This is a genomic window from Enterococcus sp. DIV1059_2 (assembly GCF_051713685.1).
GTDB lineage: Bacteria > Bacillota > Bacilli > Lactobacillales > Enterococcaceae > Enterococcus_D > Enterococcus_D casseliflavus.
In genome coordinates this window covers 642,612-668,221 of record NZ_JBIOQK010000001.1, presented here as the reverse complement: position 1 = coordinate 668,221, position 25,610 = coordinate 642,612, and the positions used below count along the sequence as shown (strand labels likewise).

Below are 25,610 nucleotides of genomic sequence, written 5' to 3'. Positions count from 1 at the left end.
TATGGACGAGTAGTATTTGTTCTTCACTCTGGCACACTACTTAACGACCATTCAATCGTTGCACGGTACCGTCCCAACTTGGGATTTGCACCAGCAGGTACTTCTAAGGTGACACTGGTGGCTGCCGTCTCTTGATCACCAAAACGATAGACCCATGTTCCCGTACTCTGACTATCGCCAGTTAGTAGAGGCTGCGCTTCGCCTGGCGCCAAAGTTACCCTATCCTTCATCGTTGAAAGCTCTGGCATACTAGCATTGGAATTTTCTGAAGTCGTCATAAGCCGTTGATTGGCTAAGCTGATTTGAGCACCGATCAAGGACTCATTGTCTTCATTTCGAAAGCCCTGCGAATTAAGAGTCGCAGATAGACGCCAACTCGTCTCTTCTGTATCCTGACGCTGATCCGTGATCTGTACATAATTTGGACGTTCCTTAGTTTCGCTTGCCCCTTCAGCAGCAATCATTTGCTGGGGCAATGCGTGATAAGTTCCTTTGGTACTGCGGATCGGCGCTTGACCAAATCGGAACTGAGAAACAAAATCAAGACTAAGTAATCCTTGGTCTTCAGAAATGATCGGTGGATTTTCTGGGTTCACCTCTACATCCGGTTCCAATGGATCAACCGGCGGCAGTGGGCCAGTCTGGGCGATTCGCAGGGTAGTTGCAGCGGGAAACACAGCATCCCGAAAAACGAGTTCTGAAGCTGGATTCTGATTGCCCTGTTCGTCATTCGTTGACGGCGGATTGATCACTCCAGCTTCTTTTGCCGAACCAGCAGAATCTTTCAGAAAGACTTGGATCTCATCCCCTGCTTTTAACTGCCGATCACTTACATCAATCGTAAACGTTCCCTCTTCATCGATAACCACCGCCTCTATATCAAACCAGATACCATTATGGGTAGCACTTAGCTCAACCTTTGTGTCTTCCGTGTGGCCATGGATCTCGTTTGTTTCTTCAAGAAGAACGTAGGAAGCAAAAGCTGCGGGCGTTGGCGGCAAAATGGGGAAAACCTGCACAGACTCGGTCCGTATTTGATGCTGGGCACCTTCTGTCAGTTCGCCGCTGGTTAATTCGACGGCGATGACTCGGACGATGGTTCCTGCTTCCAAGGGAGCCTCAAGAGGAATCTCAAAAATTCCTCCTTGCGCCTCTTCTCCGTAGATACTGATCCCTGGTGTTTCTTCTGTATGTCCGACGGTTTTTGCAGTGACTTCTTCCTTCTGACCATCTGCTGTTTCAATTTCAACGGTCACTTTCGCTTCATCGTCCCAAGCTGGTCGAGTCCCGTCAAACCCAACAGGCAAGCTGACTCGCCCATGAATTTTTTTGTCCGCATTCGTCGGCACTCGCAACTCATCAACGATCGCCCAACGCGCATTGTTTGAACTCACGCGAGAATATGCCGTCAGTCCCTGATTGCCAAAGGTCTCCGTATTCAATATCTCGGGCTTATTCGTCAAACCCAACAGGCCAAAATCAGCTCCTGAAAAAGCAAAATCAAGGGTTGGGAAATTTAGATCGGGATCTCCTAAAAGATTTGACCCATTTTTCCAGACAGCTAAGTCACTATTCGTCGCCGTTAATGTTGAAAGATTAGAAACACTAAAGATGTTTCCTCCATCAAGCCGATCGTTACGAAAATCAAAAAAGACTGGATCATTCAAGAAGACAGATAGTTTGCCTGAACGAAACACCCCACCATCCGGGGTACTTGTCCGCCCTTCCACTTGGAAATATCCTTGTTCAACGTAAATCGTTGAATTGAAGTAGGTGTGCATGTCGATCCCCGGACCACTATCTGCTACACACATAAATTTACTATCGACACCTACGATTGAAAAATTATTCTCTGTCCCGTTATCATGGATACCTCTGGCATAAAAAATCCCTTGGTTTCCTCCAGCAACATTCCCATCATGCGCGTTGCCATTTCCTGGATTATAAAGATCAACGATGCCACCTTCAGTGATCTCAAAAGAATTTCCTCCACTAGGAATTCGGATCAAGGGTGCGCTGCCCCCTTTTTTATGAACATTTACTATTCCACCATCCGTCACATGAAACGTCACCATACCGAAGTATAAAAAGCGAATCACAGCATGGTCACCGTCAGCCTCATGACTGCTAGCTATTAGTTGTCCATTGCTTTGCACTTCAAAGGTAAAGTTGAGACTGGTGATATTGATCGCACTAGCAGTGATGCTTTCAACCTCTAAAATTGCTGATTGACTCAAAGTAAGAACGCCAGCTTCTGCCGCATTCGACGGTGTCGTTAAAACAAAAGCTGCTGCTCCTTCTGCCGCTGCAATCTCACTAAAAATCCGTACATGTGTGTCTTCGCCACTAATGGTGACGTCGGCATTTTTTCCGTTGACTCGTAAAGCATTTGCATTTTCGGCTGTCAAGCGTACTTTTGAACCGTTCTGGACCGTCAACTCAGGATTCTCTCCAGTCAGATATATGCCACGCCTTTTTTGTGTCGTTTCAATTTGCAATAAGGCAGCTTCCCCCACTATCATTCTTGGATCAGCGCCCTTCATGAGTAGTGCAATATTTTGTTCTTCAGAAGTGTCCGTCGCTACTCCTTGACTTTCTACAATGAGCGTACCTCCATCAATCAGATAAAAATTGCTGTCATCTCCTAATAGTTCGATCGCATTGGCATCTGTTGCCGTCTCATTGTTTACCCGCACTTGCGTTTCATCTCCTGCGATCGTAGCAGAAGGAAAGAAGCCATTTAAGAGGATGGCGCTCGCATTCATTGTGTTTATCGTTACGTTTGCACCCGATTGGATCGTCAATTCTGGCTGCTCTCCAGTCAGAACAAGCCCGCGTTTTCTTAACGCAACATCGATAGAAAAAACTGAATTCTCTGCTACAATAAATCGGGGATTTTTCCCAGATAGGATCACGGCATTGTTATTCAAAATAGTCGCATCAGCAGCTGTTCCAGGGCTTTGAATGATTAAAGAGGCACCATGGTTAATTGTCATTTGACCATTATCCCCACGCAGGTCGATCGTATTCGCATCCCCTTGTCGCGTAGTGATAGTCATTTGGGTCTCTTCGCCAAGCAAAAATCGTGGCTCTTGAATATCTGGTGCTGTATAAAAAATCCACATATTCGGCTTATCGATAATCACCTGTGCTTGATTGCTCGCTTCTACTTCCTTCAGATTGAACAGAGTATCGGAATCCATCGTCATTGCTTCAAAGCGATTGATACCGCCTGTAAAATGAACCGTCGCTTCTCGTGCTAAAATAAAAGGCGACCGATTCTCCGCGGCTTCTTCCACTCCCTCTAGTTCAACGACCCAGTTTTGACTCAACGCATTGGTGGTCTGGATCAAAGCGGTGTTGCCTGTTTTTTGGTACGTGAGATTTTCGATACGAAAAATCGTTTCTTCATTAACAGCTAATAATCGAAAATAGGCACTATTGTTAGTGAAGGTCAATGTATGGCCATTTCCTTGAATCATTATCGGACGATCGATGGTCATTATGCTGGGAGTAGATTGGACAAGGTCGGCTTGTAAGGAAAGAATTGATACGGCTGGATCTTGTAAAGCACTAATAAACTCCGACATGTTCGCTACAAAAGCTGTGCCACCATCAAAGGAGCTTGGTACGATCGCACTAGCCCCCTGCTCTTCTGACGCTTGCTGCAAACTTTCGTCGTCTGCTGCTTGTTCAGCAGGATCATTGTCCTTTTCTGGCGATTTTTGAGACTCGTTTTCCATGTCTTTTGGTGTTTCCTCATTTTCTGTCTCTGCGGTAGCGATTTCAACGATCGCTTCACTCCCTACACTGGCTACAACAAAACTTCCAGGACGTTCAGCAACGACCAAAACAGAAAATGTCTGCTGTGCTTGACTTGCTTTGATCTGCCAGCCTTGATCGCTTTGTTTTACTGCTGTTTGTCCGGGAGCCAATGCATCAGTCATCAGCTTGACTTCTGCTGGTAATTCTAGGAAGATTTCTGCCACTGCTCGGTCGCTGACCAAATCGATCGTAAGCGGTTGACCTACCGTACCAGCAAATTTAGACTCTTTGAACTGCACCGTCCCTTCAGGCTCAGATGTTTCTGCGGCAAACTCCTCAAGAACGCCCTCATCCGTTAGCGTTTGTACAAGGTAAGGCGGCTCGGTTTCAGCAAAAACAACGATGAGAGGGACACTCATCAAGCGTAATCCCATAAAAACAAGCAGCAAGCGAATCCAATACTTCAAGTTTTGCTTTTTCATTCCATGCTCTCCTTTACTTCTTACGTATCCATGGTCGGCTTTTTGTTCTTCCATAACAGCCAAATGATTATGCCAAGAAGGAAAATTACTAGTCCTAATGCGCTGATCAACCACCAGTTTTGCTCCTCTTCAATGGTGACATCTTCACGATTCAACTGTCGTGCTGTGTCTGCTTCCACAGTAAACGGAAATTCCCAGGTCCACTCCTCGCCTTCAGCTCGAGCGGTTAGGCTCATTACATATTCTCCGCTGTAAAAACGATCCCCCTGCAATGAAACGGGAAAATGAAAGTGTGAATTTGGCGCCATTTGCATCCCTTCACGCTGCGCCTCATATAAAACGTCTTCCTGATCCGCTCGTCGAACAGCTGCCTCTACCTCTAGGCGATTGACAAAACGCGGCAAAGGATTTTGCAGCGTTGCCCGAAACGCATTGCGATAATTGACTTGACCGGCAAACACATCCAATAACGCAAGCTCTGGTTCAATAATAGATGCTTCATTGCGGACAACGACGCCTAGAATATAAGCAAACCGATTTTGGATCGCAACACCTTCTTCCTCTGATCCAGTCGTTTCTGCGATGACCTCTCGAATACGTAAACCGCCGACTAGACTACCAACAAAGGCTTCTTCAGGCATATGTATGGGTAACTCGATCGTCTTTTTTTCCTTGGCTGACAAAATGACCTCTCCAGGTGATTCGATTAGATCAGCTATCGAATAAGGCAAAGTCGGATCAGGTTCTGCGGCATCTTTGCCATATTCCACGACGCCATTTCCATTAGTGAACGCCGTATGTGCGGATATTTCGATCGTGATTTCCTTTTCCGCGCGATTTTGAATCGTCACTCCTAGAACATCATCGGTCCCTGGCGCTAGTTCTAGATCAAAATAGCCACTATTCCCATCTGGCAATTGGCTTTCCGGTAAATTAGGAACCACATGAAATGGCAATTCTGATTGTGTTTCTGCCCAACCTGTCATCGGCAATCCAACGAGTACCATCACCAGTAAAACAAACCCAGCTACTAGCCTATTTTTGATTGATCTCTTGCTTTGTGTCTTCATAATGAATCATTCCTTTCAAAATAGGCAGGAACGACTCGTCTCCTGCCTATTCCCTCTATCCCTTGCTCACTTTCCCGATTCGTTTTTCCCTAATCGCAACACGCGGATCATTCGCTCTCGCGCTTACTGGTAAAATGATCCGTTAAATCCATGTGCCCTTATTCGTGCTTTTGAGCCAAGCTAAAAGACTGGCTTCTTTGCTGTGTTCTTCCAAAAAACTATTCCTTAATTACCAGGAGTGGCACTTAAATGCCAAGTCAGAGTAGCCGTATAAGCAGTTGCTTGCGGATTCGCTCCTGTCGGTATATGGAGCCAAATCGCTTCATTGAGAATATCCTCTTCCCCCGCTGCATGCTGTTGATTTAGCAGGGTTTGATTACCCCATTGAACCGTTGAAAGACCCGCCCCTTGGCCAGGAGCTGCAGACATCAAGGTGTTGCCTTCCGTTCCAACGTCGATGGTTTGATGGTTAAATTGATCGCTAGGTGCCGTTGGAAAAGTAGTCGGATCTAATGCATTCGAACGAATCTGTGGATTTTGAAATTCGATATAAGCCCCACGTAATTTATGATTCAAAGTGGCATCGGTACTTGTAAATTGATCCAAATCGACATTTAACGTCCAACCGTTATGTCCACCACGGGTATCCAATACTTGAGCAAAAGAGACATATGGCGCGGTTCCTGACCCATCAGACAGTCGTTCTAGCTCCGCAAGCATGGCGGATTTTCCAGGGCCTGTGCTGATCACTTGGGTCCCAAAATCGAAGCGCTTTGGCACATGCACCAAAGTGAATGGACCGGTTATATCTGGATCGATCGGATCAATTTCTACCTCTGGCTCTTTTTCAGGTAATTCAACATCGATCTCCTCCTCATTCCCAGGGATGAAGTCTACTTCATTTTCGGTATTTCCTTGCAGGATGGGTGTTGCTGCTGCGGTCACTCCCCCAGATAACACAGCGATACTCATGATACTGATTGTTGCTATATAAATACGTTTCATAAAAAATTACTCCTTTTCCTATTATTATTTGTAGAAAGAATCTACAATTATTACTATTGATTGATGCATAAACCTTTTTTCGCTAGAATTGGTTGCCAGATGACTTACTAATCTTTCCTTTTCTTCAAAATCCACAACTGCCTTATCCTAAAACAAGCGCGCGACCGTATTGCCTAAAGGCCATTTTTCTCGTTAGCGGATCGTCCTGCGCATCGTTTCAAGTAAACAACCACACTCAAGATGACGAGCAGCAGACCTATCCAGCAAATAAGTAGTCGTTGGTGACTGTTCGTTTGCGGAAAACGATCATTTTTTGCGCTATCAGACGAATCTTCTTCAGGTGCTCGCCATTCCCCTGTTGGCGGTTTGGGCTCTGGCTTTTCAGGTTCCTGGCCACCAACAAAACGGATGACCCCTTCTGTTCTAGCGGTGGACACTTCTTTGGCTTCTACGAAATCAGCGACTAGCAGACAACTTAACAGCAACATTGGTACAATAAAATACCTCAATTTACGAAGCGCCATGTATTCCTCCTCATTTTCCTCTCGCTCCTTTTTCTCTTCCAAAAAACATACTTCAGACACAAACGAAGTCCTCCAATCCTTCATTTAGGATGGAGACAACCATTTTAATCGCTTCTTTATACCCAATGTATTTAGGCAAAAAAAAGACCTGCGGTTGCTTTTCTATGGAGTAATCAAATGGGATGATATTTGTGATCAAAATATCACAGTCAAGTTGGTTGATCTGTTCCGATGTTAATTGCTCTTCATAGAGCACAGCCATTCGACCACTAAAATGATGTTCAAAAATACTATAGACCCATTCATCGATCACATAATTATTGGCAAGCAACACCACGATTTTTTGCGAAACCCGAATCAATTGATTGCCAAAAAGATAAAGAACGAAGGAACAACAAAAGTCCGTCAAAAATTGATTTTTGAAACATTGCGGAATCTCATTCACTTCCATAAACCTAATCAAAGGCTCATACAGATCAAAAGGCAAAGAAAACACAAATTGATTCGTACTATCCGGATTTTTTAGGTAGATAGGTGCTAAACCAACTTTTGCATATTGTCGTACTAAAAAATCTTCAACGACCTGTTGAATTGCACAAGGTTCGTCAAGGTAAGAATTGTGCTGTTCAAAAAAAGCAACAAAAAGTTCAACGAATCGCTTACTCGTTTTTGAAAAGGTATTGAGGGGAATCCTCGTTTTCCCCCGAAGCGCCCACTGCGCATAGAGCATTAGGTAAATAAAACACGCTTCCTGAAGGAGCCGTTTTTTTGCGATGGGTTGAAGACTGCTGCTTTCTTGAAGTGTTTCCTTGATCGTCAGAAAAAGCGGATCTTGCTGGATCACTGCGAGAACCTCAGGATCAACGGTCAAGGTTCCAAAAGTGGCACGCTGAAAAGACAAACGAATAATATTGAGAAGCTTTTTTCTTGAAACGATCCCCACGTTTTGCTCAATTCTTTTTAAAAGCGTTTCTTGGAGCTGATGATCAATAACTGGCAACTCAAAATAGTGCGTTTCGCAATAAAAATCCCAGAAGAACTTTCGCTGATTGATTTCTTCTCCCATCAGCCCAATCGGTGCTTTGGTTACCACCAAACCGTATTCATCAAGAATCAGCTGTAATTTTTTTAAGAGTCGATTTGCCGTTGATTCTGAAATATGCATGGCTCGTATCCAAGCTAGAAAAGGAAACGTTTGTCCCGCATAAAAAGCTTGTACTAATAAAATCAGTGGTTCTCGCTCATAGAAAGAGCGTCGTTTTTTATAGTACTCACCATGATCCTTGATCACTAACTTCATCCCGTGATGGGTCCCTTCAAGAGAGATCGTATCACCAAAAAATGTGCGTAGTGCTTTTAAGTCCGTTAAGATCGTCCGCCGAGAAATACTCGCTTTTTCTGAGAGCTGCTTGACACTCAAAATCTGTTCGTTTTCCATGTACGCCAATAGTATCAGGCTTCTTCGATTCACTGAGTTCGTTACCAATTGGAATGTAAGACTGTTCACGGGCTTAATCTCCTTTAGCAAATTTCCTATAAATTATTTATCAAATCGTAGGTCCCTCCTTTAGCGCTGCCTTCGAGTCGTTGCAATGTTTCTTGTTTGATTCTAACAAAATTACCACCTATTTTTTATCCAGCATTTGCACACGAGGGTGCAAAAATATTGACTTTCTATCAATATTCATCTATTTTTCAGGCTCTCAAAGGTAAATATTCAGTGTTATTTTAAATAGTTGCGCTACGTTTTTGTTTATTGTTTCTCCTTCATCAATTTCTAGCTATACTCACAAATAAGCCATAGCTTTTTTAGTAACAGCGCCGATTTCAACTGATTGAAGCACAAAAAAGCAGCTAGACACTTGTCTAGCTGACTATATAGAATTATAAGTTAGAACAATCTCCTATTTCTTTTTCAGTACGCTTATAAACACACCGCCTACCATGATTGCGCCTAGAATCACCAGCCATGCAGCCCGTTGCTCATTCGTTTGAGGAAGAGCCTTTACTTTTTCTTGACTGGAAGCTTTCGTGACTTCGCTACCAGCACTCGTGTCAGTGGATTGGCTCTCATGGGAATTTCCTAGCGTGGCACCGTCACTGTTTGTGGTCCTCGTACTTGGCTCCGTTGTACTTGGTTCTGTGGTACTTGGTTCTGTGGTACTTGGCTCCGTTGTACTTGGTTCCGTCGTGCTTGGCTCCGTTGTACTTGGCTCCGTGGTACTTGGTTCCGTCGTGCTTGGTTCCGTCGTGCTTGGTTCTGTTGTACTTGGCTCCGTCGTACTTGGTTCCGTGGTACTTGGTTCCGTCGTACTTGGTTCGGTTGTGCTTGGTTCGGTTGTGCTTGGTTCCGTGGTACTTGGTTCCGACGTACTTGGTTCCGACGTACTTGGCTCCGTCGTACTTGATTCTGTTGTACTTGATTCCGACGTACTTGGCTCTGTGGTGCTTGGTTCTGTGGTACTTGGCTCCGTCGTGCTTGATTCTGTTGTACTTGGTTCCGTCGTGCTTGGTTCTGTGGTGCTTGGTTCCGTCGTGCTTGGTTCTGTGGTGCTTGGTTCCGTCGTGCTTGGTTCTGTGGTGCTTGGTTCCGTCGTGCTTGATTCGGTCGTGCTTGGTTCCGTCGTGCTTGGCTCCGTCGTGCTTGGCTCCGTCGTGCTTGATTCTGTGGTACTTGATTCCGATGTACTTGGTTCCGTTGTGCTTGGTTCGGTTTCTTTTTTTGTATTGGTGATTACAAGGGTATCTCCCTCAGTCGTCACACTGCTTTCGAAGCCGTCGGGGACATTGACTTCCTCAACCCAATACACGAAGTCTTCCCCTTGATTGTTGTATTTTGGTAAATCTGCCATTTGACCAGCAACGGGTACCTTTGTAAATGATGCTTGAAAATCATTGGCTTTTTCAAGGGACAAACGGTCTGACTGCTGCCAACTGTCTGCTGCCGTAGTAGTGGTTCTTTTGACTTGATAATCGATTTGATCGGGAATCTCAGCTGCTGAAACATTGACCCACTTTTTAAGAACCGCAAGGGAAACACTGGGTGCTTTGATGGAAGGAATTGGGAAATCTAATGCTTCATCACCGCTTGCTGGGGTTAAGGTCGTACGGCCATTGCACAACACCCACGTCTCTCCTTTAAAATCTGGGGCTTCCGTATTCAGACGAACTTGGTAGGTCAAGGTCAGTTTTTCATTTTCACCTAAAGCTACCCCACTGACCGTAATGGTCTGATTCTTTTCAGAAACGGTTACTCCAGTTGCAACTTCCTGCGCCTCGACCCACTCTCCTTGCGCATTTTTGCGCCACCCGACTAACTGATACTGATCGGCATCAAACTTGCCAGATCCTTGCAAAAGAATGCCCTCGCCCATCGGATCTGTAATCGTCCCATCAGGGATCGTTTTATCGATATGATTCGCGATTTCCGTCAATGCTGAACCCAATCCACTCAGGTTTTCATCCGTCGTTAAGTAATTGCTTGGTGCAGACGCCAGATTACGCCCAATGTATTCCCCGCGTGCGGAAGGCGCCGTTGCTACCGAATAATAGGTAAACCCAGATTTTTTAAGCGCGACGATCGTGCCAAGGGTTTCGTCTGTCACCACCGTACTGCTAACAGGAATGGCTTGCGAATCTGACGGATTTTTACTTGTCGTATGGTAAGCAGTAGCCGATGTTTGAAATGACTCGACATAGCTTTCCGTGTGATAGCCATTGTAATCGCGGATTGCGCCAGTATTTTGATAAACTGTTGCATCATCTGCTGGCAAATAACTACGATTGGCACTGTCATCACCAATATGGATAAACAGCTTTTCCGCTTCTGGTCGACTTTCTTCCAGTAATAGCTGTTGCCCTGCCAGCAAGCCCTTTTGCATGAAGGTTCCAGAATGGGTTTCGGCCGTCTCCCGCAGAAATTGTTCTAAGTAGGCGATATCGGTAGAAAAACCATTGGTGGTGTAGATTTCCCGATTGTAGGCAACGATCCCGATCCGAATGGAACCATTCGCCAGCGAATCAGCCAATTCATTTCCAAACTGCTGCAGCCCCAACAAGGCGTTGGTCAATTTTTCTCCCGTCATAGAGGAAGAATAATCGATCACCATGACCAGATCAACAGGGGTACTGGTCTGGTTGCCTTTGACAGCTAACGTTACATCAAATAGTCCTTGACCCGCTGCTTCTTTGACACTCTTTTTCAGATACGCTTCATCTGCATAATTGACATAGTTCTCTTCATCAAAAGCAACCCCCGGCGCCTGTCCATACTTGTAATTGTACGTATCTCCTTGCGCCGTTCCATTTGTCAAATACTGCCCGGTCGCATCGGTTTGATAGTCAAAATCATACGTGGTGGTTTCACTGTTTACAGTCAGACTGCCTATAAGAAACCCCATCAACAACAGGAAAAAAATCCCTGCATGCTTTTGCCAACCTCTTTTGTGTTTCATCGCTTTCGCTCCTTTATTTCCGCACTGCTTTCCTCACAAAAATCCTTGAGTAATGAGGAAAGCGAGCCTTTATCAGAAAACAGTATAGAAGGTTTTGCTGCGAAAAGGAGACAAAAAAATGCCGATTTCATTTGCAAAAAAATCACGTTTTTTGTGCTATCATAAAAGAATCGAGTACATAGAGAAACCTTTAGAACGGAGCTTGGATTATGGAACGCTTTTATCCATTTTTTGGACACACCCTCAAGAGAGATATCGACTTGCTGCGGTTTTTGTATCTTCAAAAACGTTTTGTTCCCATTGAAGAGATCAGTCAAGCGTTGGCTTTGGATCGCCGCTCCATCCAAAAAAGCTTCGACACTTTAAGCAAACGCTCGCTTTCCTTGCAAGACGATCCCTCACCGCTTTTGGTTGCCAAACACGGCTTGGGGTTATCATTTATTGGAACCAAGCGAGACTACAAGCGATTGAGTCGGCAGTTGCTGGAAGCGAATCCCTTTTTTTATTTGCTGGAAACTCTTTTGCTGCAAAATGAGATCAATTTGATCCAATTCGCCGCTGATCATTACTTCTCCGAATCAACCGTTCGCAAACGAATCTATGCGTTGCAAAAACTGCTTGCTCCATTGGGATTTCAGCTGCAAAAGCAAAAAGGGACGGTTCGACTCGTAGGCAGTGAAGCCCGTATCCGCTACTTTATGATGGTCTTCTTTTGGCGAACATTTGCTGGTCTGCATTGGCCCTTTACTGGTCTTTCCCAGAAAAAATGTGAAACCATCGCTCAAGACTTTTATCAAAACAACCAGATTCCCTTTAACCCGATCGAATTGAAAATGACCACGTACATTCTGGCCGTCACTATTTTGCGGTTTCGCAAAGGACAACGGATTTCGCCAGAAGCAGTGGCGATCAAACCGCCCTTGATTGGGTCAGATCTTTCCCTTTTTCACCCTCTGATTGATGAAGAGACCGCTATTTACAGCCATTTATCGTCAGAACTAGCGGAACACTTCTTTCTTGATGCAAATGAATGCCGCTTTTGTTTTCTATGGCTGGCATCCAATCTCGATCGAACGTTTGCCGCTGCGCAACTGGACGCTGCGTTTTCCCAAAAAAAACCAACGACCAGCATCCAAAAACTGCTCTTGTCGATGACCGCTTTCGCACCAAAATCCAAGTTGACCCGTCCTTGCAAAAGTAGGATCGTGAATACCCTCTTGAATGGGCTTTTAACGATCGAATTGTTTGGGCCAGTCGACCATACATTAGCTGGCTATAATACTGCACAGTTTTTAACCGAACATTTTCCTGATTTACAAAAGCAAGCCGAAAAGCTAGTGACGAAAACTTCGTTCTACCAAGCAGATCCGCTGAAACGCAGTGGCTTTTCTCTTTATGTCGCTACGGCGTGGACGTTGATTTTGCCGCCAGCTGATTTTCAGCAAAAAATCAAGATCAAACTGGAAACAGACTTGCCGCTGGCGATTTCACTGACCATCAGAGAACTGATCAAAGCGCCATTTCAAGGGTTCTACAACCTTGATATTCGTGATCAGTTTGTCGACGACGACTACGATCTCTGTCTAAGCACCACTCCATTGTCTGAAACCTTTGAAAAAGGACCCGTCCTGTTGATCAATGCGCAAATCACCGTCCCTGATTTGCTAGCGATTCATCAGGCGATTGAAACGTTAGATAAATAAAGGATAAAAAACCCGCACTTGGCTGAATGACAAGAGCGGCCAATCTATTCTTAAAAATACTCTCTAACTTCCCATTCCCTATTGCTTCACTTGGATCACTTCACAGAGGGCACTTTTTAGTTTGAGGATGTAATCGATAAATCACTCGCTCCCAGTCTTTCTTCGTTGGTATGCTACTTAACAAGATATAATCATCCGTCAAACCATAATCCAGGACATAGGGGCGATAATTTGTGACGATCAAAACCTTCTGGTCCGCTTTTAATCGTTCTTCTGTTAATTCGTGCAATGAAAGAAAAATGACTTGATACTTGTTTGCAAAGAGCCGAATTGCTTGTAGTCGAATCATTTGAACGACCATTGAGTCTCCTTCTATAAGAAATAAAATATTTTTTTTTGGTTGATAATAGTCGAGCAGTAAGTCACTTACCGTTGTAAAACTGATAGCAATATCTTCCATAAATTCTGTTGCAAAAGCTAACTCTTCTTTGTACTTTTCCAAAAATGCTTTATTTTTGTAGTAGGACTCTTGATGGTATGTTTTTATTGAGGTGACTTCTTCAGCTTGTCGCTTGTTCAAAGATGGACAAATCACTTCATTGAGTTTTCTAGACACCAGAAAGGAGGTTAAATAATCTTCTAGCAGTGACTGATCCCAGCCCTTAAATTCCGCACCAGCAAAATATGCTTTTGCGATTGGCTTTACTTCTGGCCAGAAATTAAATCGAGCTAGAAAAGTTTTTTCTCGATCGTATTGATTGATTGTTCGCGTACATATAATCATGTAGTGAAGCCAAGCAAGTTCTTCTTTGGGTAAAGATACCCCATACTCTTTGAAAATAACTTCTTTTAGAATCTCAAGCAATTTAAAATCATTTTCTTGATAGACAAGCTCTTTTGCCCATTCAGGAATCGAAACATAGTGCTCTTTTTGCGCCCGTACAATCGTTATATACAGCAACGAATAAAAAGCTGAGATCGTCAAACCAGTCCCTACTTCATATTTTCCCAATTTATCAGAAAGTCCCTTGAGAATCATATGATGCAGACCTTCTGGTGGTCTGATCGTATAAGGGGTAGGCTCACCTACATAGTAAAAATCAAAAAAGAATTTACGAATACTTGCTTCATCGCCTACCAAAGTAACCGGTGTGAAACTTAGAGAAAGTCCATACTCTTTTAAGGCTGGTTGCACACGTGCAATAAACCGCCGTAAAGTTGTTTCCGCATAATTGTATCGATAGGCCAATTCATTCAGATCAACTACTTCTCCATAAAAAATATTCCCAATGATCTCAAATAAAATTTCCTGATTTAATAGCTGCTCTTTTTTTTCTTTAAAAAGAACACGATTTCGTTCTTCGAAATGAAATCCGCTATTGCTTGATACCAATTCAATGCATTCGCCAAAATGCTCTTTGATCAAGCGTATGTCTTTCACCAATGTCCGCTGAGAAATAGCCAATCGCTCAGAAAGAACCCCAACTTTAAAAACTTGTTCTCGTTCAATAATCGTTAATATTTGCATCCAACGCTTTGTACTCGGGCTTGTAATAAAAGACATCTGAAGTTCCCTCATGCCATCTCTTCACTCATTTCCTTTTCTGACTTGGCTCTATTCATTCTACCATACAACAGAAACCCCTTTCTTCGCTACGTCAAATGAACTTCTTTCTGAAAACATAAGATGTGGCACGAAACATCCATTGTTAGAAAAGTTCGCTTTCGCTTTTTTGAACTTGCTGCGGGCTTTCTTTCAATCCGTAGCAAGACAAGCACCATTCTTTTCCTGGATCAAATGATGGCACTGCGACACGCGACAAATAAGAAAAGTGCTGACCTCCATGTACACCTACAACCTTTTGCCTGTGCGCAGCAGATTTTCTATTACAGATTCAAATAAAAAAGCTTAACACCTCGTAGATGTTAAGCAGAATCAGCTATCATTCTATGTTTGTTCAATACTCGGTGCCCGATTTTCATTTGATATTCTTCTCTGGCTCCAAGTTAAAACGTCACAACCGCTTTGACCAATGGATCATCTTCTAACATTTGGCGTTCTAGCACCTCTTGCAGTTTTTCCAATGGGTATTCTTCCGTGATATATTTTGTGGGATCGATCATGCCACTAGCAATCAAGTCGATCGTTTCTTCAAACTCTTGGCGGGTGCATGAAACACTGACGATGAGCTTGATTTCTTGCAAGACCAACCGATTTAATGAAAAAGGAATTTCGGGAGCAACGGAATTTCCGATCGCCACGATCGTTGCACCAGGACGAGCAGCCTCAATGCACGTCGCTAAGGAACTGCTGGAACCGACTGCTTCAAAAATCAAATCGAACCCACCAGCAGACGCGTCTTTCAATACTTCCCCACGGTTTGGATCCTTGGCGTCAAAGTAATCGTCAAAGATTCCCACTTCCTTGGCTTTCTCTATTTTTGTATCGTTGATTTTGGACATGGCCACATAAGAAGCCCCAGCTTTTTTGGCCAATTCGCCAATCAATTGCCCAATGATCCCACTTCCAGAAACCAAGACTTTGTCATTTAACTTGATGTTGGATTTGCGGACGGCATGATAGGCAACCATCAAAGGATCAATCAAGCTAGCCGCTGTATCTGAAACTGTATCTGGCAATTTATAAGCATTGGACGCTTTTCCGACAAACCGTTCGGCATAGGCGCCATTGCAGACAAAGCCGATATAATTGGTGCCATTTACTTCCCGACACAAATGCTCTTGCCCTTTTTGGCACATATCACATTTCCCACAATAAAGATTTGCCCAAAAAGCGACGCGATCGCCGATTTTAAAGGAACTATCGCCTGCATCCGTCACGACACCGCAAAATTCGTGACCCATGATAAAATCGGACTCCCCTGTTTTGCCCCAACCTTTCCCTGCTTGCCACATATGCACGTCACTGCCGCAGACGCCGCACGCTGAAACTTGGATCTCGATCAGTCCTTCTTCCACTTTCGGCACAGGGACTTCTTTGACCTCGATCGTTTCTGGTCCTTTTAATACAGCAGCTTTCATGGTTTTTTCTGTCATTTCTGTTTCCTCCTCATTGCTTTTTCCTTTGCTTACTGTCATACTAACATTAAAGTTAACTTCAAAGTCAATGTTAAGGAGTGAAAAAAATGACCTATACAATATCCCAAGTTGCGAAAGCCTTAAATATCCCTACGTCAACCATCCGCTATTATGACAAAGAAGGCCTTTTGCCGACGTTGGCGCGCAAAGAATCTGGCTACCGTTTGTTTTCAGATACCGAAATTGAGATGCTCGAATTGATCGAATGTCTGAAGGAAACAGGCATGACCATTAAAGAGATCAAAGATTATGCACAATTGACACGCCTTGGTGATGACTCGCTGCAAGAACGCCATAAAATGTTTCTTGAACAAAAAAAAGCGCTGCAAGCGCAGATAGACGCTTTGCAGCAATCGATGGCGTTGATCGACCATAAGTGCTGGTATTATGAATCAGCGATCGCAGCCGGTACAGAACAAATCCATTTCCCAATCAAAATGTCATTGAGAAACAAAGAGAAGTTTCAAGCGCTCACCGCCCAAAGCGAAGATCGCTAACGTTATGTATCGTTCACAGGACTATCTGCCTGCTTCTAGTGACCCGAAGCAAACCTACTCTTGGTACTTTTCAAATACTTGCTTGTCTGCTAGTGAATAGACTTGTTCATACAAATAATCAAAGAGGGTATTCATGTTTTCTTTCGTATCGCTCACTTCATCAAGGATCTCTTTTGCCGTACGATGAGCGATATTCAAGCGCATTTCAGCGTTGTAGATCATCCGTTCTGCTTCAACCTGCGCTTCTTCAAGCGTTCGATCTGCTTTCTTTCTAGCAAATAGCAAAATATCCCGCATTTCCGCTTGAAACTGCTGATTTTCTTTTTGTAACTCTTGGTTTTCTTTTTGCAGCTCATTGACTGTTTTGCGAAGCGCAGCGGCTTCTTCTTCCTGAACGCCTCGAGCCTGCTCCTCCAGCTGTGCTTCTTTTTCAGCGAGTTGGTTCGCCAGATTTGTGATGACTTCTTCTTTTTGGAGCAGCAGCTGTTTTTGTTCTTGGGCTTTGCTTTCATACCATTGTTTTTCTCTCGCCCAATCCAAGCGTTCAAAAATCGCTTTTTCTTTCACTTGCTGGATATCCGATTGTGAGCGATGCAAGGCTTCTGCATGGAGCCGTTTTTCAAGTTCGGTGATTCTCGTACGTGCCAATGCTAACTCTTGATGGGTTTGTTCAAAGCTCATATCTGCTGGTAGTTCAGGCGCCAGCTCCAACTGCTCCTTGTTGGCTTCTGCGCTAAACTCTTCAAAGGAGCGTTTTTCTTGATAGCCATGTAAGGGCGCATTGACGGTGTCATTGCGCTTTTTGGTGCTTTTGCGCTTTTTCTTCCCTTTACTGCTTGTCGGATGTGGCATGCCCGTTTCTGACGACCAGGATTGCGCAGAGTGCTTAGGCGATCCTTCTGGCGCCGATCGTTCCTCTAGCCCTGCTTGTGCGGAGGGAGACGGTGCCAGCGCCTGCCCGCTTCGTTGCCCCAGCTTTTTGCCTTTTTGGGGTTTACTACTGGTATCCGTTAGCCCTTGATCGTTACTCGTAGCCTTCTTTTTTGAGGAATCGGCGATCGTTTCTTTGGCTGGTCCACTGGCAACAGCTGCCTCAGCAGATCCGTTTTCTTTCTCATACGTTTCTTCAAATCCTTTTAATTCTTTCAATGATACTTGGTTCATTTCATCGAATAGCGTCTGAGCAGAAAACCACCCACGCCCCTTCTTCTTACTCATCCCATGAATCCCTCCCTTTCATCAATAACTCTTTTGATTGTTTCTTTCTAAGCGCCCGTGTCTGAAGCTTGAGCAAGCTCTTTTCGGTTGAGTACTTGCCACTGTCCCTGGGCATCGCGGACGATCGTTTGTTCAAATGACGTATCGGGCGTATCTGCTACTTGTAAAACGAAATGGCACCGTTGCACGCCTTGTGCCTGTGATAGATCATCGATGATTCGTTCCAAGTTGGCCTCCCAAGTGGAAAAATCGGCAACCGAGTGCAAATGACTGGCACTCGTTAAGGTGATTTCTTGCAGCGGTTGATCAATATGGATCAGCACGACTGTCGGTCCTAAAAAGGGCGTCACTTGCGCCCCAAATTCTTCTTCTAGCTGAAAACGTGCTTCTCGATCATCCGCCATCAGCAGCGTCTGCCAAGCAAGGCTTTCAAAAGGGAGCCCCGCAGACGGGTACACCGATAACGATTGTTGCATCCCTTCCATCTGTTCTTTTTGTAAATGTAAGATTTCCTGTTTCAGCTGCTGGCTTTCCTTTTCAATCCTACGAACTTGCGTCTGTAAGGAAAAATGGGGAAAGGTAAAAAGCAGCAGACTTAAAAGAAACAGACCACTGACCATCAGCAACGCTAACGGATGTTCATTACGAATCTTATGCTTAAAAAAAGCCAGTTTTCTTTTTTCCAACTCCGTCATGTTTGTTTGCCGCTCAAGCCTTCGAACAAAGATTTCGAGGTATCCCCGTTGAGCAAGTACCCCGATCGCCACAAAACAAAGCAACAGTATACTGCCATAAACCATCTTCACGGACATCCCCCTTTCCAGCTTTCGGTCTCTAAATAAGCCTCGATTTTCAGTCCGACACGCTGACTGACCTCGTTGAACCCTTAAAATAAATTCAAGACGATCCCGCGAAGCGCCTCGCTCGTCACCATCCCAAATTCACGACTATCGATCGAGTGCATGATCGCATCCCCGACGACGAAATACTCACCTGGTTGCAAGATGCCTCCGATTGGCAGTTCCCTCGCCGTTTCTTGCGTCAGCGTAAAGGTATAGGAAAAATCATAATAGGAACCCGAGGCACCCAATAGCAAGCGATTGCCACTGCGAGCATAAGAATCGCCAGGAACACCGATCACTCGTTTTACGATCAGCCGCCCTTCATGTTCAAAAGCCACGAGATCATAGCGATGGGGCAGCTGATTCTTTTGAATAAGGACTAACTCGTTGTTTTGAATGATGGGGACCATCGACTCACCGCTGACCCGAGCAATTTTGTAGTTTGAAAAGAAAAAGAACAGCAGCAGTAGCAGACAACCTATTCCCAACACACGAAGTGCCCATTGCTTTTGGAATCGACCCATGATACCTGTTGCTCCTCTACCATAATTTTACGTCGTACGTAGCCTTTGACTGATTACACCGTTGACTCTACCGCTTTTAGCGAACAGCAGACGCTGCTGGAAGCTCTTCACTAGGAACAGCGCCTTCACAAGAACCAAGAAAATCGGCTAAAATTGCCTTGCCGAGGCGTTCGATGGAATTTGGCTCAATCGGTCGTTCCAATCGATAGATGGGCTGTTCCAATTCCAGTAAAAAGAGCGGTTGATCGGTGACCAACACCTGGCGGGCGGTGAAAATCGACAGCTCACTCGTAGCCTCGACGACGACATCTACTCCTTGTGCAACCAGCCAATCCCTCAGACGTTGCTTGATCCAGCCTTTGATTTTCTCATTTCCACTCAAGTGATAGGTGATCATCAGCTGTTTGTTTTTTAACTGCTGCTTGTTTAAATACGTCTCCCCCAATGTCACCAAATAGTGAGAAGCAGCGCTAGAAAGTGTCGTAGACTTTCCAATACCAGACACTGCTGGCTTTTGACGATCCCGCTGTAAAGGAGGTGGCACATGGAAGAGTCGATCCAATAACATGACTGCTAACGTCACTTGCACGAACACGCGATCTTCTCTCAATGTCTCTGCTTGCTTAGGAAACGTCTCTCGCAAGCTATCGATTGGATCAAACGGCACCGTTTCTTCGACCCACGGATGTTTCAATAAAAACGAAAGTACCCCTTCATCTGCCATCATCAAAAACAATAGGACACACCGTTCTTGCTGCGACAAGGACCTGCAGACCTTTAAGCCTTCGATGACAAAGCCCGTTTTTTCTAGAAACAACCGACAAAAGTCAGCCATTTCCCAATTTTCCTCCAAGCGCCCACCTTGTTGCGCCCGCAAAAGAAAGACCTTCATCCACTGTAGCGAAACCACTGGATCGATCGGCAAGGACGGACGATACCGCAGTGTCAACGTCTCAGCCAGCTGCTCAAAGAGTTGGTGGGGCTGTTCCTCTTCCTCAAAATAAAAGGCTTTATAAAAATACCGTATATTTCCTTCTGCCCCTTCTAGGCACCACTGCTTTTTATTCAAAGTCAGCTCATAAGCAGCGAACAAGGTCTGAAGCTGGCGGCATTGTTTCAAAAAGGTTTGATTGCCTAACCCGGTGATGGCAGCCAGTTTTTCAGGTATCGCCGTTTCTTGCTGACACAAGAAATGCAGAAACAACAGATTTGGGTCATCCGCCAACAATGCTCGCTTTTTTTCCTGATACTCTGCCAATTCTTGGATCACCAATTCATAGCCATTGCTGGCAGATGCGAGGATCGTCGAAGCCCCAAACCGTTGACGTAGTTCCTCAATGTCTGAAATAATCGTCCGCCGTGAAGCACCGCACGCTTGTGCCAGCTGCTGCCCACTTAAATGACCGTAACATTCCAACTGCCGTAAAATCGTCAGCTGCCGTTTGCGCGTCATTGAAAATAAACTGTTCATCAATAAAGACGGCTTGTTTCTCATCGTTTCACCTCCTCATACATCTGAAAGAAGAGAAGCTGCAGACGATTTTCAGCAGCTTCTGCTTGATTTTTATTGAACATACTCCTGTTTTTGCTTTGACAAGCTAATATCTATTCTATTTACGGGACAACACTTAGTTCCCAGTGGATCTTTGCTTGATAATTCATTGCTTGCGGTGTCGCACCTATCGGAATATGTAAATAGACACTTTCCGCTTTGGTCTCACTATTTCCATATCGTTGAATCCAAGTACCATCTCCACTACCTTTAGCGGCTGTTGCCAAAAGTACTGTCTGACCCGCAGGTAATTCTATGAATGACTCATATTCAGGATAATTTTCTTCTGCGAGGTTTTGAGCTGTCACCATTTCAATATTTTCCAAATGTACGCTAGCACCTCTTAAACGATGAGTATCATCCTCGCTCACAAATCCGGAATCTCCCAATCTTGCCGTCAAGCGCCATCCAGTGAACGTATTACGACGATCGGAAATCTGAACATAATTTGGTCGTAATCCTTCCAAAGAATCTTCTGACGCATTGAGTAAACGTTGAGGATTCGCTGGGTATCGAGTCTCACTCGAACGAATAGGAACTTGTCCAAAATCGAATTGTGAAATAAAATCGATACTAAAAAAGCCTTGATTTTCAGGAAGTTGAGGCGGATTTTCTGGATCGACTTCTTGATCAGGAGCAAGTGGATCTTTCGGGGAAACAGCTCCACCAGATAAAACCAGAGTCGCATCACTCGCTCGACTACCGTTCAAGAAAGCATAAGCAGCTACGATTTCATTGCGAATAAAGCGATCACTTTCAGGTAATTCGTAACGGTACCAACCACTTTCATCCGTTTGGACGTGAAAATACTCTTGTTCATTTGTTCCTGTTACAACTTCGATATCAGGAGCTGGCAGATGTCCCATATCCCGATCAAAGCGGATATAACTAAGAGGAGATGCCTCTCCGGTAATCACCCTAGAATTCTCTTGGGTGGGGTCATCCGATAGTTGATGGATACGCACTTCCACTTCATAATCATTCAATGTACCGAAAAGCAAACGTTGCGTATTCGAGCTAAAATTACTCGAAAAGTGCGTGTTGGTCGCTTGATCCATAGAAACAACATTATGAACGTTATGGATTAAACTCGTATAATTCACCTGCGCTTGATAAATTGGTGTCCAATAAAAATCAGGCGCGTCTTCACTCGTGTTTTGATAGCGCCATTGGCGGACAGATTGGGAAGTGACAATCAATGCACTCGGAGCGTGCATATTCAACAAGCTCCCAGATGAGACCGGACTTGTTTTTTCTAAATTAACTCGTTTCGCTTGGTCAATGTTAAACCGTACATTTGTTCCACTCCCGGTCCATCCAATTAAGCGATGATCTGCCGAAGTGCTATCAGATTGAATGTCTAAAACGGCATCTTTTCGAACATTGATTTCCGCCTCCATAATTACCGTTTGCGAGTTAAAATGAATAATGTCGGTATCTGCATTTCCTTGATCAATAGCTTCAATCTTTAACGTACTCCGCTCATTAAGATTTATCTGACTATTGCCAGGGAAAAACATCGTGTTGCGCGCCTGTCCATTTCCTCCAGACACGCGTCCTGCACTCGTAATAGTCACCGTGCTATCTTTCTCAAGGTTAAGCTGATACCCTTGAAGATGTGTAATCGATGCTGACATGGCAGGATTGCTTTGCTGCGTCTCTATGTTAAGAGTCGCATGTTCTCCTATATTTATGTTCCCGTTATCAGCAGAGAAGTAAATATTCGACCCATAGGCTTTTCCATCAGCTCCATTGGCATTAAGTGTCAACGTTGATTTTTCACCAAGAACGATTTGTGAATTTAACACATGGGAGTATAGATTTCCTGCATTAATACTCGAGAGTTCAACTTCTGCCTCTTCTAAGAGTTCAAATCGACGGGTTTCAAAATTAGTTTGATCGTTCAGACCAATCGTTTGTACTTTAAAGTCAGATCGATAAGTTGGAATTTGATAATTAGAAACATGACCGGATAGAATGGCGGTGGCATGAATCGAATACAATAATGTAGCACCGACACTTTCCACATTATGGTAACGCATCGTTGATTGTTGTTGATTTTCTGTATCTGATACTGAATTAACTGATATAGGCCCGTACCAATGTCCATGATAGGTCTCAATATTCTGAAGTGTAATGTCCCAGGGACTATTGGGATCTACAGTAGGATCCATAAATCCAATATTTACAGCTCGAAAATCAACTTGATGCCAATTTCCCTCGATAATTAACGTTCTAGAGATTCTTGGCGCATTGATTTTGATGTACGATACTACACCAGCGCTATTGGGATTCGTCGTTGGCGACCAATTAGGATCAAGACCCTCAATCCCTGCTGAAGGATTATCAGAAGATTCAAAGTCAGCTATAATATTTATAAAATTAATCTCTGGATTAACGATAGCATTTACAAACTCCTGCCAATTGGAAACATCTTGTTTCCTAACATCACCTTCTAACAAATCAATATTCCCTAGGTCTCGATCCGCTTCGTCACCTTCTACCGTTGTTTTGGCTCGATTCGATTTCCCATTCAAAAACGCATAAGCAGAAACTCGCCTGTGTGGCGTAAAATGCTCCCCTTCCGGCAACTCATAGGAATACTTTCCATCCTTATCTGCTTGCACATGAAACTTCTCGTTTCGAACATAAAAATCCGATTCACCGCTTGTAGGCGGGGCATCAATATTGCCTTCTGGAATCACAGGATCGCCTGAAAAACGAATCAAACTATACGGACTTGCCGTTCCCGTAATCCGATAGGAATTTTCTTTCGTGGGATCACTAGTAAGGGCGTTGATCGTTAAGTCAACATCTGAAATTGCTTCAAAGAGTATTCGCTGAGATCGAGTAGTGAAATTGCTTCTGAAATGATTCCTTATCTCCTCAGAGATAGAAGAGACACTGGTAATCGTTGGGGTCGTAAAATAATAGGTGATACCCAAATCGAAAATCGACTGCCAATTGTGAGTAGCCTGCTCTTCTAGATTGCTATGATTCCACTGCTGAATCGATTGAGCGTCAGTAGTCAATCGAATGCTATTGAGAAACGGGGCATTGATAAGCCCAGTCGTTGGCAAGATACTTGTAAGTGATCTCGTTCGTTGCAAATTGACTTTTTTGGCATCTGAAAAATGAATATTAAGCGGATCAGTCGCCAAGGCATTTGTCGAACCAATCAAGTATTGTGTCGGAGAAGTACTATCGGAGCGAATATCTAATGTAGCGTCTTTCCCTACATTAATTGTTCCACCTCGCCAAAAGTGAATCACATCACTATCGGAAATCCCTTGATTGGTTGCGTCAATTTTAAGGGTACTGCGTGCGCCTAAGTCGATGGTTCCCCCACCCCAAGGCATCATAATAATATTCTGACCATCTCCTGCACCGAAAGTCGTACGACCATCGTTCTTAATAGAAACTGTACTGTCCTCTAACAAAGTGATGTTGGTTTCATTGATAATTCCCAGAATCGTCGAAATTGCGGGCGAATTTCTTTGCGTATTTAAATGAAGTTCAGCTTTTTTGCCAACCGTTAGATCCCCTGCTGATCGAAACAAAATATTGGCACCTTGCGCTTCCCCATCAGTGCCATTCGCTGTCAAGGTCAACTTCGCCCCATCTCCTATTACTAGCCGCTGATTTGACCCATGAAAATCAATATTACCGGAGCTGATCGTCGACAGTTCCACTGTTGCACCAGCAGCAATCTCTAACTGATTGATTTCAAAATTTGCATGTATTGTGCCGGCTGAAATCGTTTGGACTCGATTCCCGAGGTCATAGGAAGGAGTTTGAATTGACGTCACATTACCAGATAAAATCAATGTTGATGACAGCCCATACAACAGTTGATTTCCCACATTGTTCATATTGTGGTAACGCAACCTTGCTTGTGATTGATTTGTGGGATTCAGATTAGTATAGGTAACCGGCCCCAGTTCACTCCCATGGTAAATATCCACATTTTGAAACGTGATGTTCCATGGCGATGCAGCGTTAACCGATACATCATCAAATCCTAATGCGACAGAACGAAAATCAATGTGGTGGCCATTTCCATCGACAATTAGTGTTCGAGAGGAGTCTTGTGCATTTATCCACAAATAAGAAATGGATGCGGATGGATTCGTAGTAGACGATCCGGGTCTTAGTCCACTTATACCTTGTGAGGGATTATCACTAGATTCAAAGCTTTCTGTTAGATATATGTGATTGATCGTTCGATCGGTCATTGCTTGAATGAATTCCTGCCAGTTCGCAACCTCTGCGGTCTCGCTTGAGTGCATTAGATCAAGAGCATCTATATTCGCCACATCAGCTTGACCATCAACCATTTCTTCAATGACTACAGATAATCCCTCAGATGTATCGTGAAGTTCATAAGTTCCCGCCTTTTCAAACAGAAGTATCAGGGTAAAGTTGTTTTGTTCCTTATCTGTGACAATTTGCCAGTAGTTTTCTTCTTTCTCAAATACATTGGTTCCTTCTGAAAGATCATCCGTTGAGATACTAGCTTCAGAAGGTAGCACAATCATGATTTCTTGGACAGATTCATCTGTTACCAAATCGATTATGATTTCTTCCCCAACAATCCCGTTGATCATTGTTTCTGAAAATTGAAAGTTGGGCTCAGTTTCAGAAGAACGCCTCTCAATTTCATCTGCTAACGTGTCTTCTCCCCCTTGCCACGCATGAAGTGGTTCAAAAAAGAACGCTTTAAGAGACGGAAAAAGCAATTGAATACTGAACAGTCCAATCATGATTGAAAGCACTAATTTAAGTGTTTTCTTTTTCATTTACATATTCTCTACTTTCTTAAATACAAATATTATGGACAAATCAATAGAAAAAAGGTTCGAAAAAAGCAACTAA

The 25,610-nt window shown here is 44.0% G+C and carries 15 protein-coding genes; 2 read left to right on the top strand and 13 right to left on the bottom strand.

Going from position 1 to position 25,610, the window contains the following annotated elements; genetic code table 11:
• Positions 1-23 precede the first annotated feature (23 nt).
• The 6 genes from IGI72_RS03130 to IGI72_RS03105 form a co-directional block, all read right to left on the bottom strand.
• Complete coding sequence (locus tag IGI72_RS03130; RefSeq protein ID WP_438753099.1) at positions 24-4,247, bottom strand: WxL domain-containing protein; 4,224 nt, start codon at positions 4,245-4,247, stop codon at positions 24-26.
• 20 nt (positions 4,248-4,267) lie between these two features.
• A complete protein-coding gene (locus IGI72_RS03125; RefSeq protein WP_438753096.1) occupies positions 4,268-5,317 on the bottom strand; it encodes a WxL protein host-binding domain-containing protein in 1,050 nt (349 codons plus the stop codon).
• A gap of 225 nt (positions 5,318-5,542) precedes the next feature.
• Positions 5,543-6,322, bottom strand: coding sequence for a WxL domain-containing protein (locus tag IGI72_RS03120; RefSeq protein ID WP_438753093.1), 780 nt, complete (start codon positions 6,320-6,322; stop codon positions 5,543-5,545).
• 173 nt (positions 6,323-6,495) lie between these two features.
• On the bottom strand, positions 6,496-6,906 hold the full coding sequence (locus tag IGI72_RS03115; RefSeq protein ID WP_034858588.1) for a hypothetical protein: 411 nt from the start codon (positions 6,904-6,906) through the stop codon (positions 6,496-6,498).
• Positions 6,899-8,353, bottom strand: a complete 1,455-nt coding sequence (locus tag IGI72_RS03110) for a helix-turn-helix domain-containing protein (RefSeq protein ID WP_438753090.1) — start codon at positions 8,351-8,353, stop codon at positions 6,899-6,901. The genes IGI72_RS03115 and IGI72_RS03110 overlap by 8 nt, the downstream gene beginning before the upstream one ends.
• 397 nt (positions 8,354-8,750) lie before the next feature.
• Positions 8,751-11,300, bottom strand: a complete 2,550-nt coding sequence (locus IGI72_RS03105) for a VWA domain-containing protein (protein WP_438753087.1) — start codon at positions 11,298-11,300, stop codon at positions 8,751-8,753.
• 209 nt (positions 11,301-11,509) lie between these two features.
• Here IGI72_RS03105 and IGI72_RS03100 point away from each other — a divergent pair, with 209 nt between their 5' ends.
• Positions 11,510-13,003, top strand: coding sequence for a helix-turn-helix domain-containing protein (locus IGI72_RS03100; RefSeq protein WP_438753084.1), 1,494 nt, complete (start codon positions 11,510-11,512; stop codon positions 13,001-13,003).
• Positions 13,004-13,103: 100 nt separating this feature from the next.
• Here IGI72_RS03100 and IGI72_RS03095 read toward each other — a convergent pair whose 3' ends face one another.
• Both IGI72_RS03095 and IGI72_RS03090 read right to left on the bottom strand, forming a co-directional pair.
• Positions 13,104-14,582: a helix-turn-helix domain-containing protein gene (locus tag IGI72_RS03095; protein WP_128488272.1), complete on the bottom strand. Its 1,479-nt coding sequence runs from the start codon at positions 14,580-14,582 to the stop codon at positions 13,104-13,106.
• A 428-nt stretch (positions 14,583-15,010) separates the two neighbouring features.
• The gene (locus IGI72_RS03090; RefSeq protein WP_438753081.1) at positions 15,011-16,060 is read right to left on the bottom strand and encodes a zinc-dependent alcohol dehydrogenase; all 1,050 of its coding nucleotides are present in this window, start codon (positions 16,058-16,060) and stop codon (positions 15,011-15,013) included.
• Between the two features lie 89 nt (positions 16,061-16,149).
• Here IGI72_RS03090 and IGI72_RS03085 point away from each other — a divergent pair, with 89 nt between their 5' ends.
• Positions 16,150-16,599: a MerR family transcriptional regulator gene (locus IGI72_RS03085; protein ID WP_015509014.1), complete on the top strand. Its 450-nt coding sequence runs from the start codon at positions 16,150-16,152 to the stop codon at positions 16,597-16,599.
• A 54-nt stretch (positions 16,600-16,653) separates the two neighbouring features.
• Here IGI72_RS03085 and IGI72_RS03080 read toward each other — a convergent pair whose 3' ends face one another.
• From IGI72_RS03080 to IGI72_RS03060, 5 genes are all read right to left on the bottom strand, one after another.
• Entirely contained in the window at positions 16,654-17,817 is a 1,164-nt protein-coding gene (locus tag IGI72_RS03080; RefSeq protein WP_438753078.1) for a hypothetical protein, read from the bottom strand.
• A gap of 47 nt (positions 17,818-17,864) precedes the next feature.
• Positions 17,865-18,629, bottom strand: a complete 765-nt coding sequence (locus IGI72_RS03075) for a hypothetical protein (protein ID WP_325836492.1) — start codon at positions 18,627-18,629, stop codon at positions 17,865-17,867.
• A 74-nt stretch (positions 18,630-18,703) separates the two neighbouring features.
• Entirely contained in the window at positions 18,704-19,183 is a 480-nt protein-coding gene (gene lepB / locus IGI72_RS03070) for a signal peptidase I (RefSeq protein WP_015509011.1), read from the bottom strand.
• Positions 19,184-19,259: 76 nt separating this feature from the next.
• Complete coding sequence (locus IGI72_RS03065; RefSeq protein WP_438753073.1) at positions 19,260-20,678, bottom strand: HTH domain-containing protein; 1,419 nt, start codon at positions 20,676-20,678, stop codon at positions 19,260-19,262.
• Positions 20,679-20,797: 119 nt separating this feature from the next.
• Entirely contained in the window at positions 20,798-25,534 is a 4,737-nt protein-coding gene (locus IGI72_RS03060; protein WP_438753070.1) for a pectate lyase-like adhesive domain-containing protein, read from the bottom strand.
• Between the last annotated feature and the right edge of the window lie 76 nt (positions 25,535-25,610).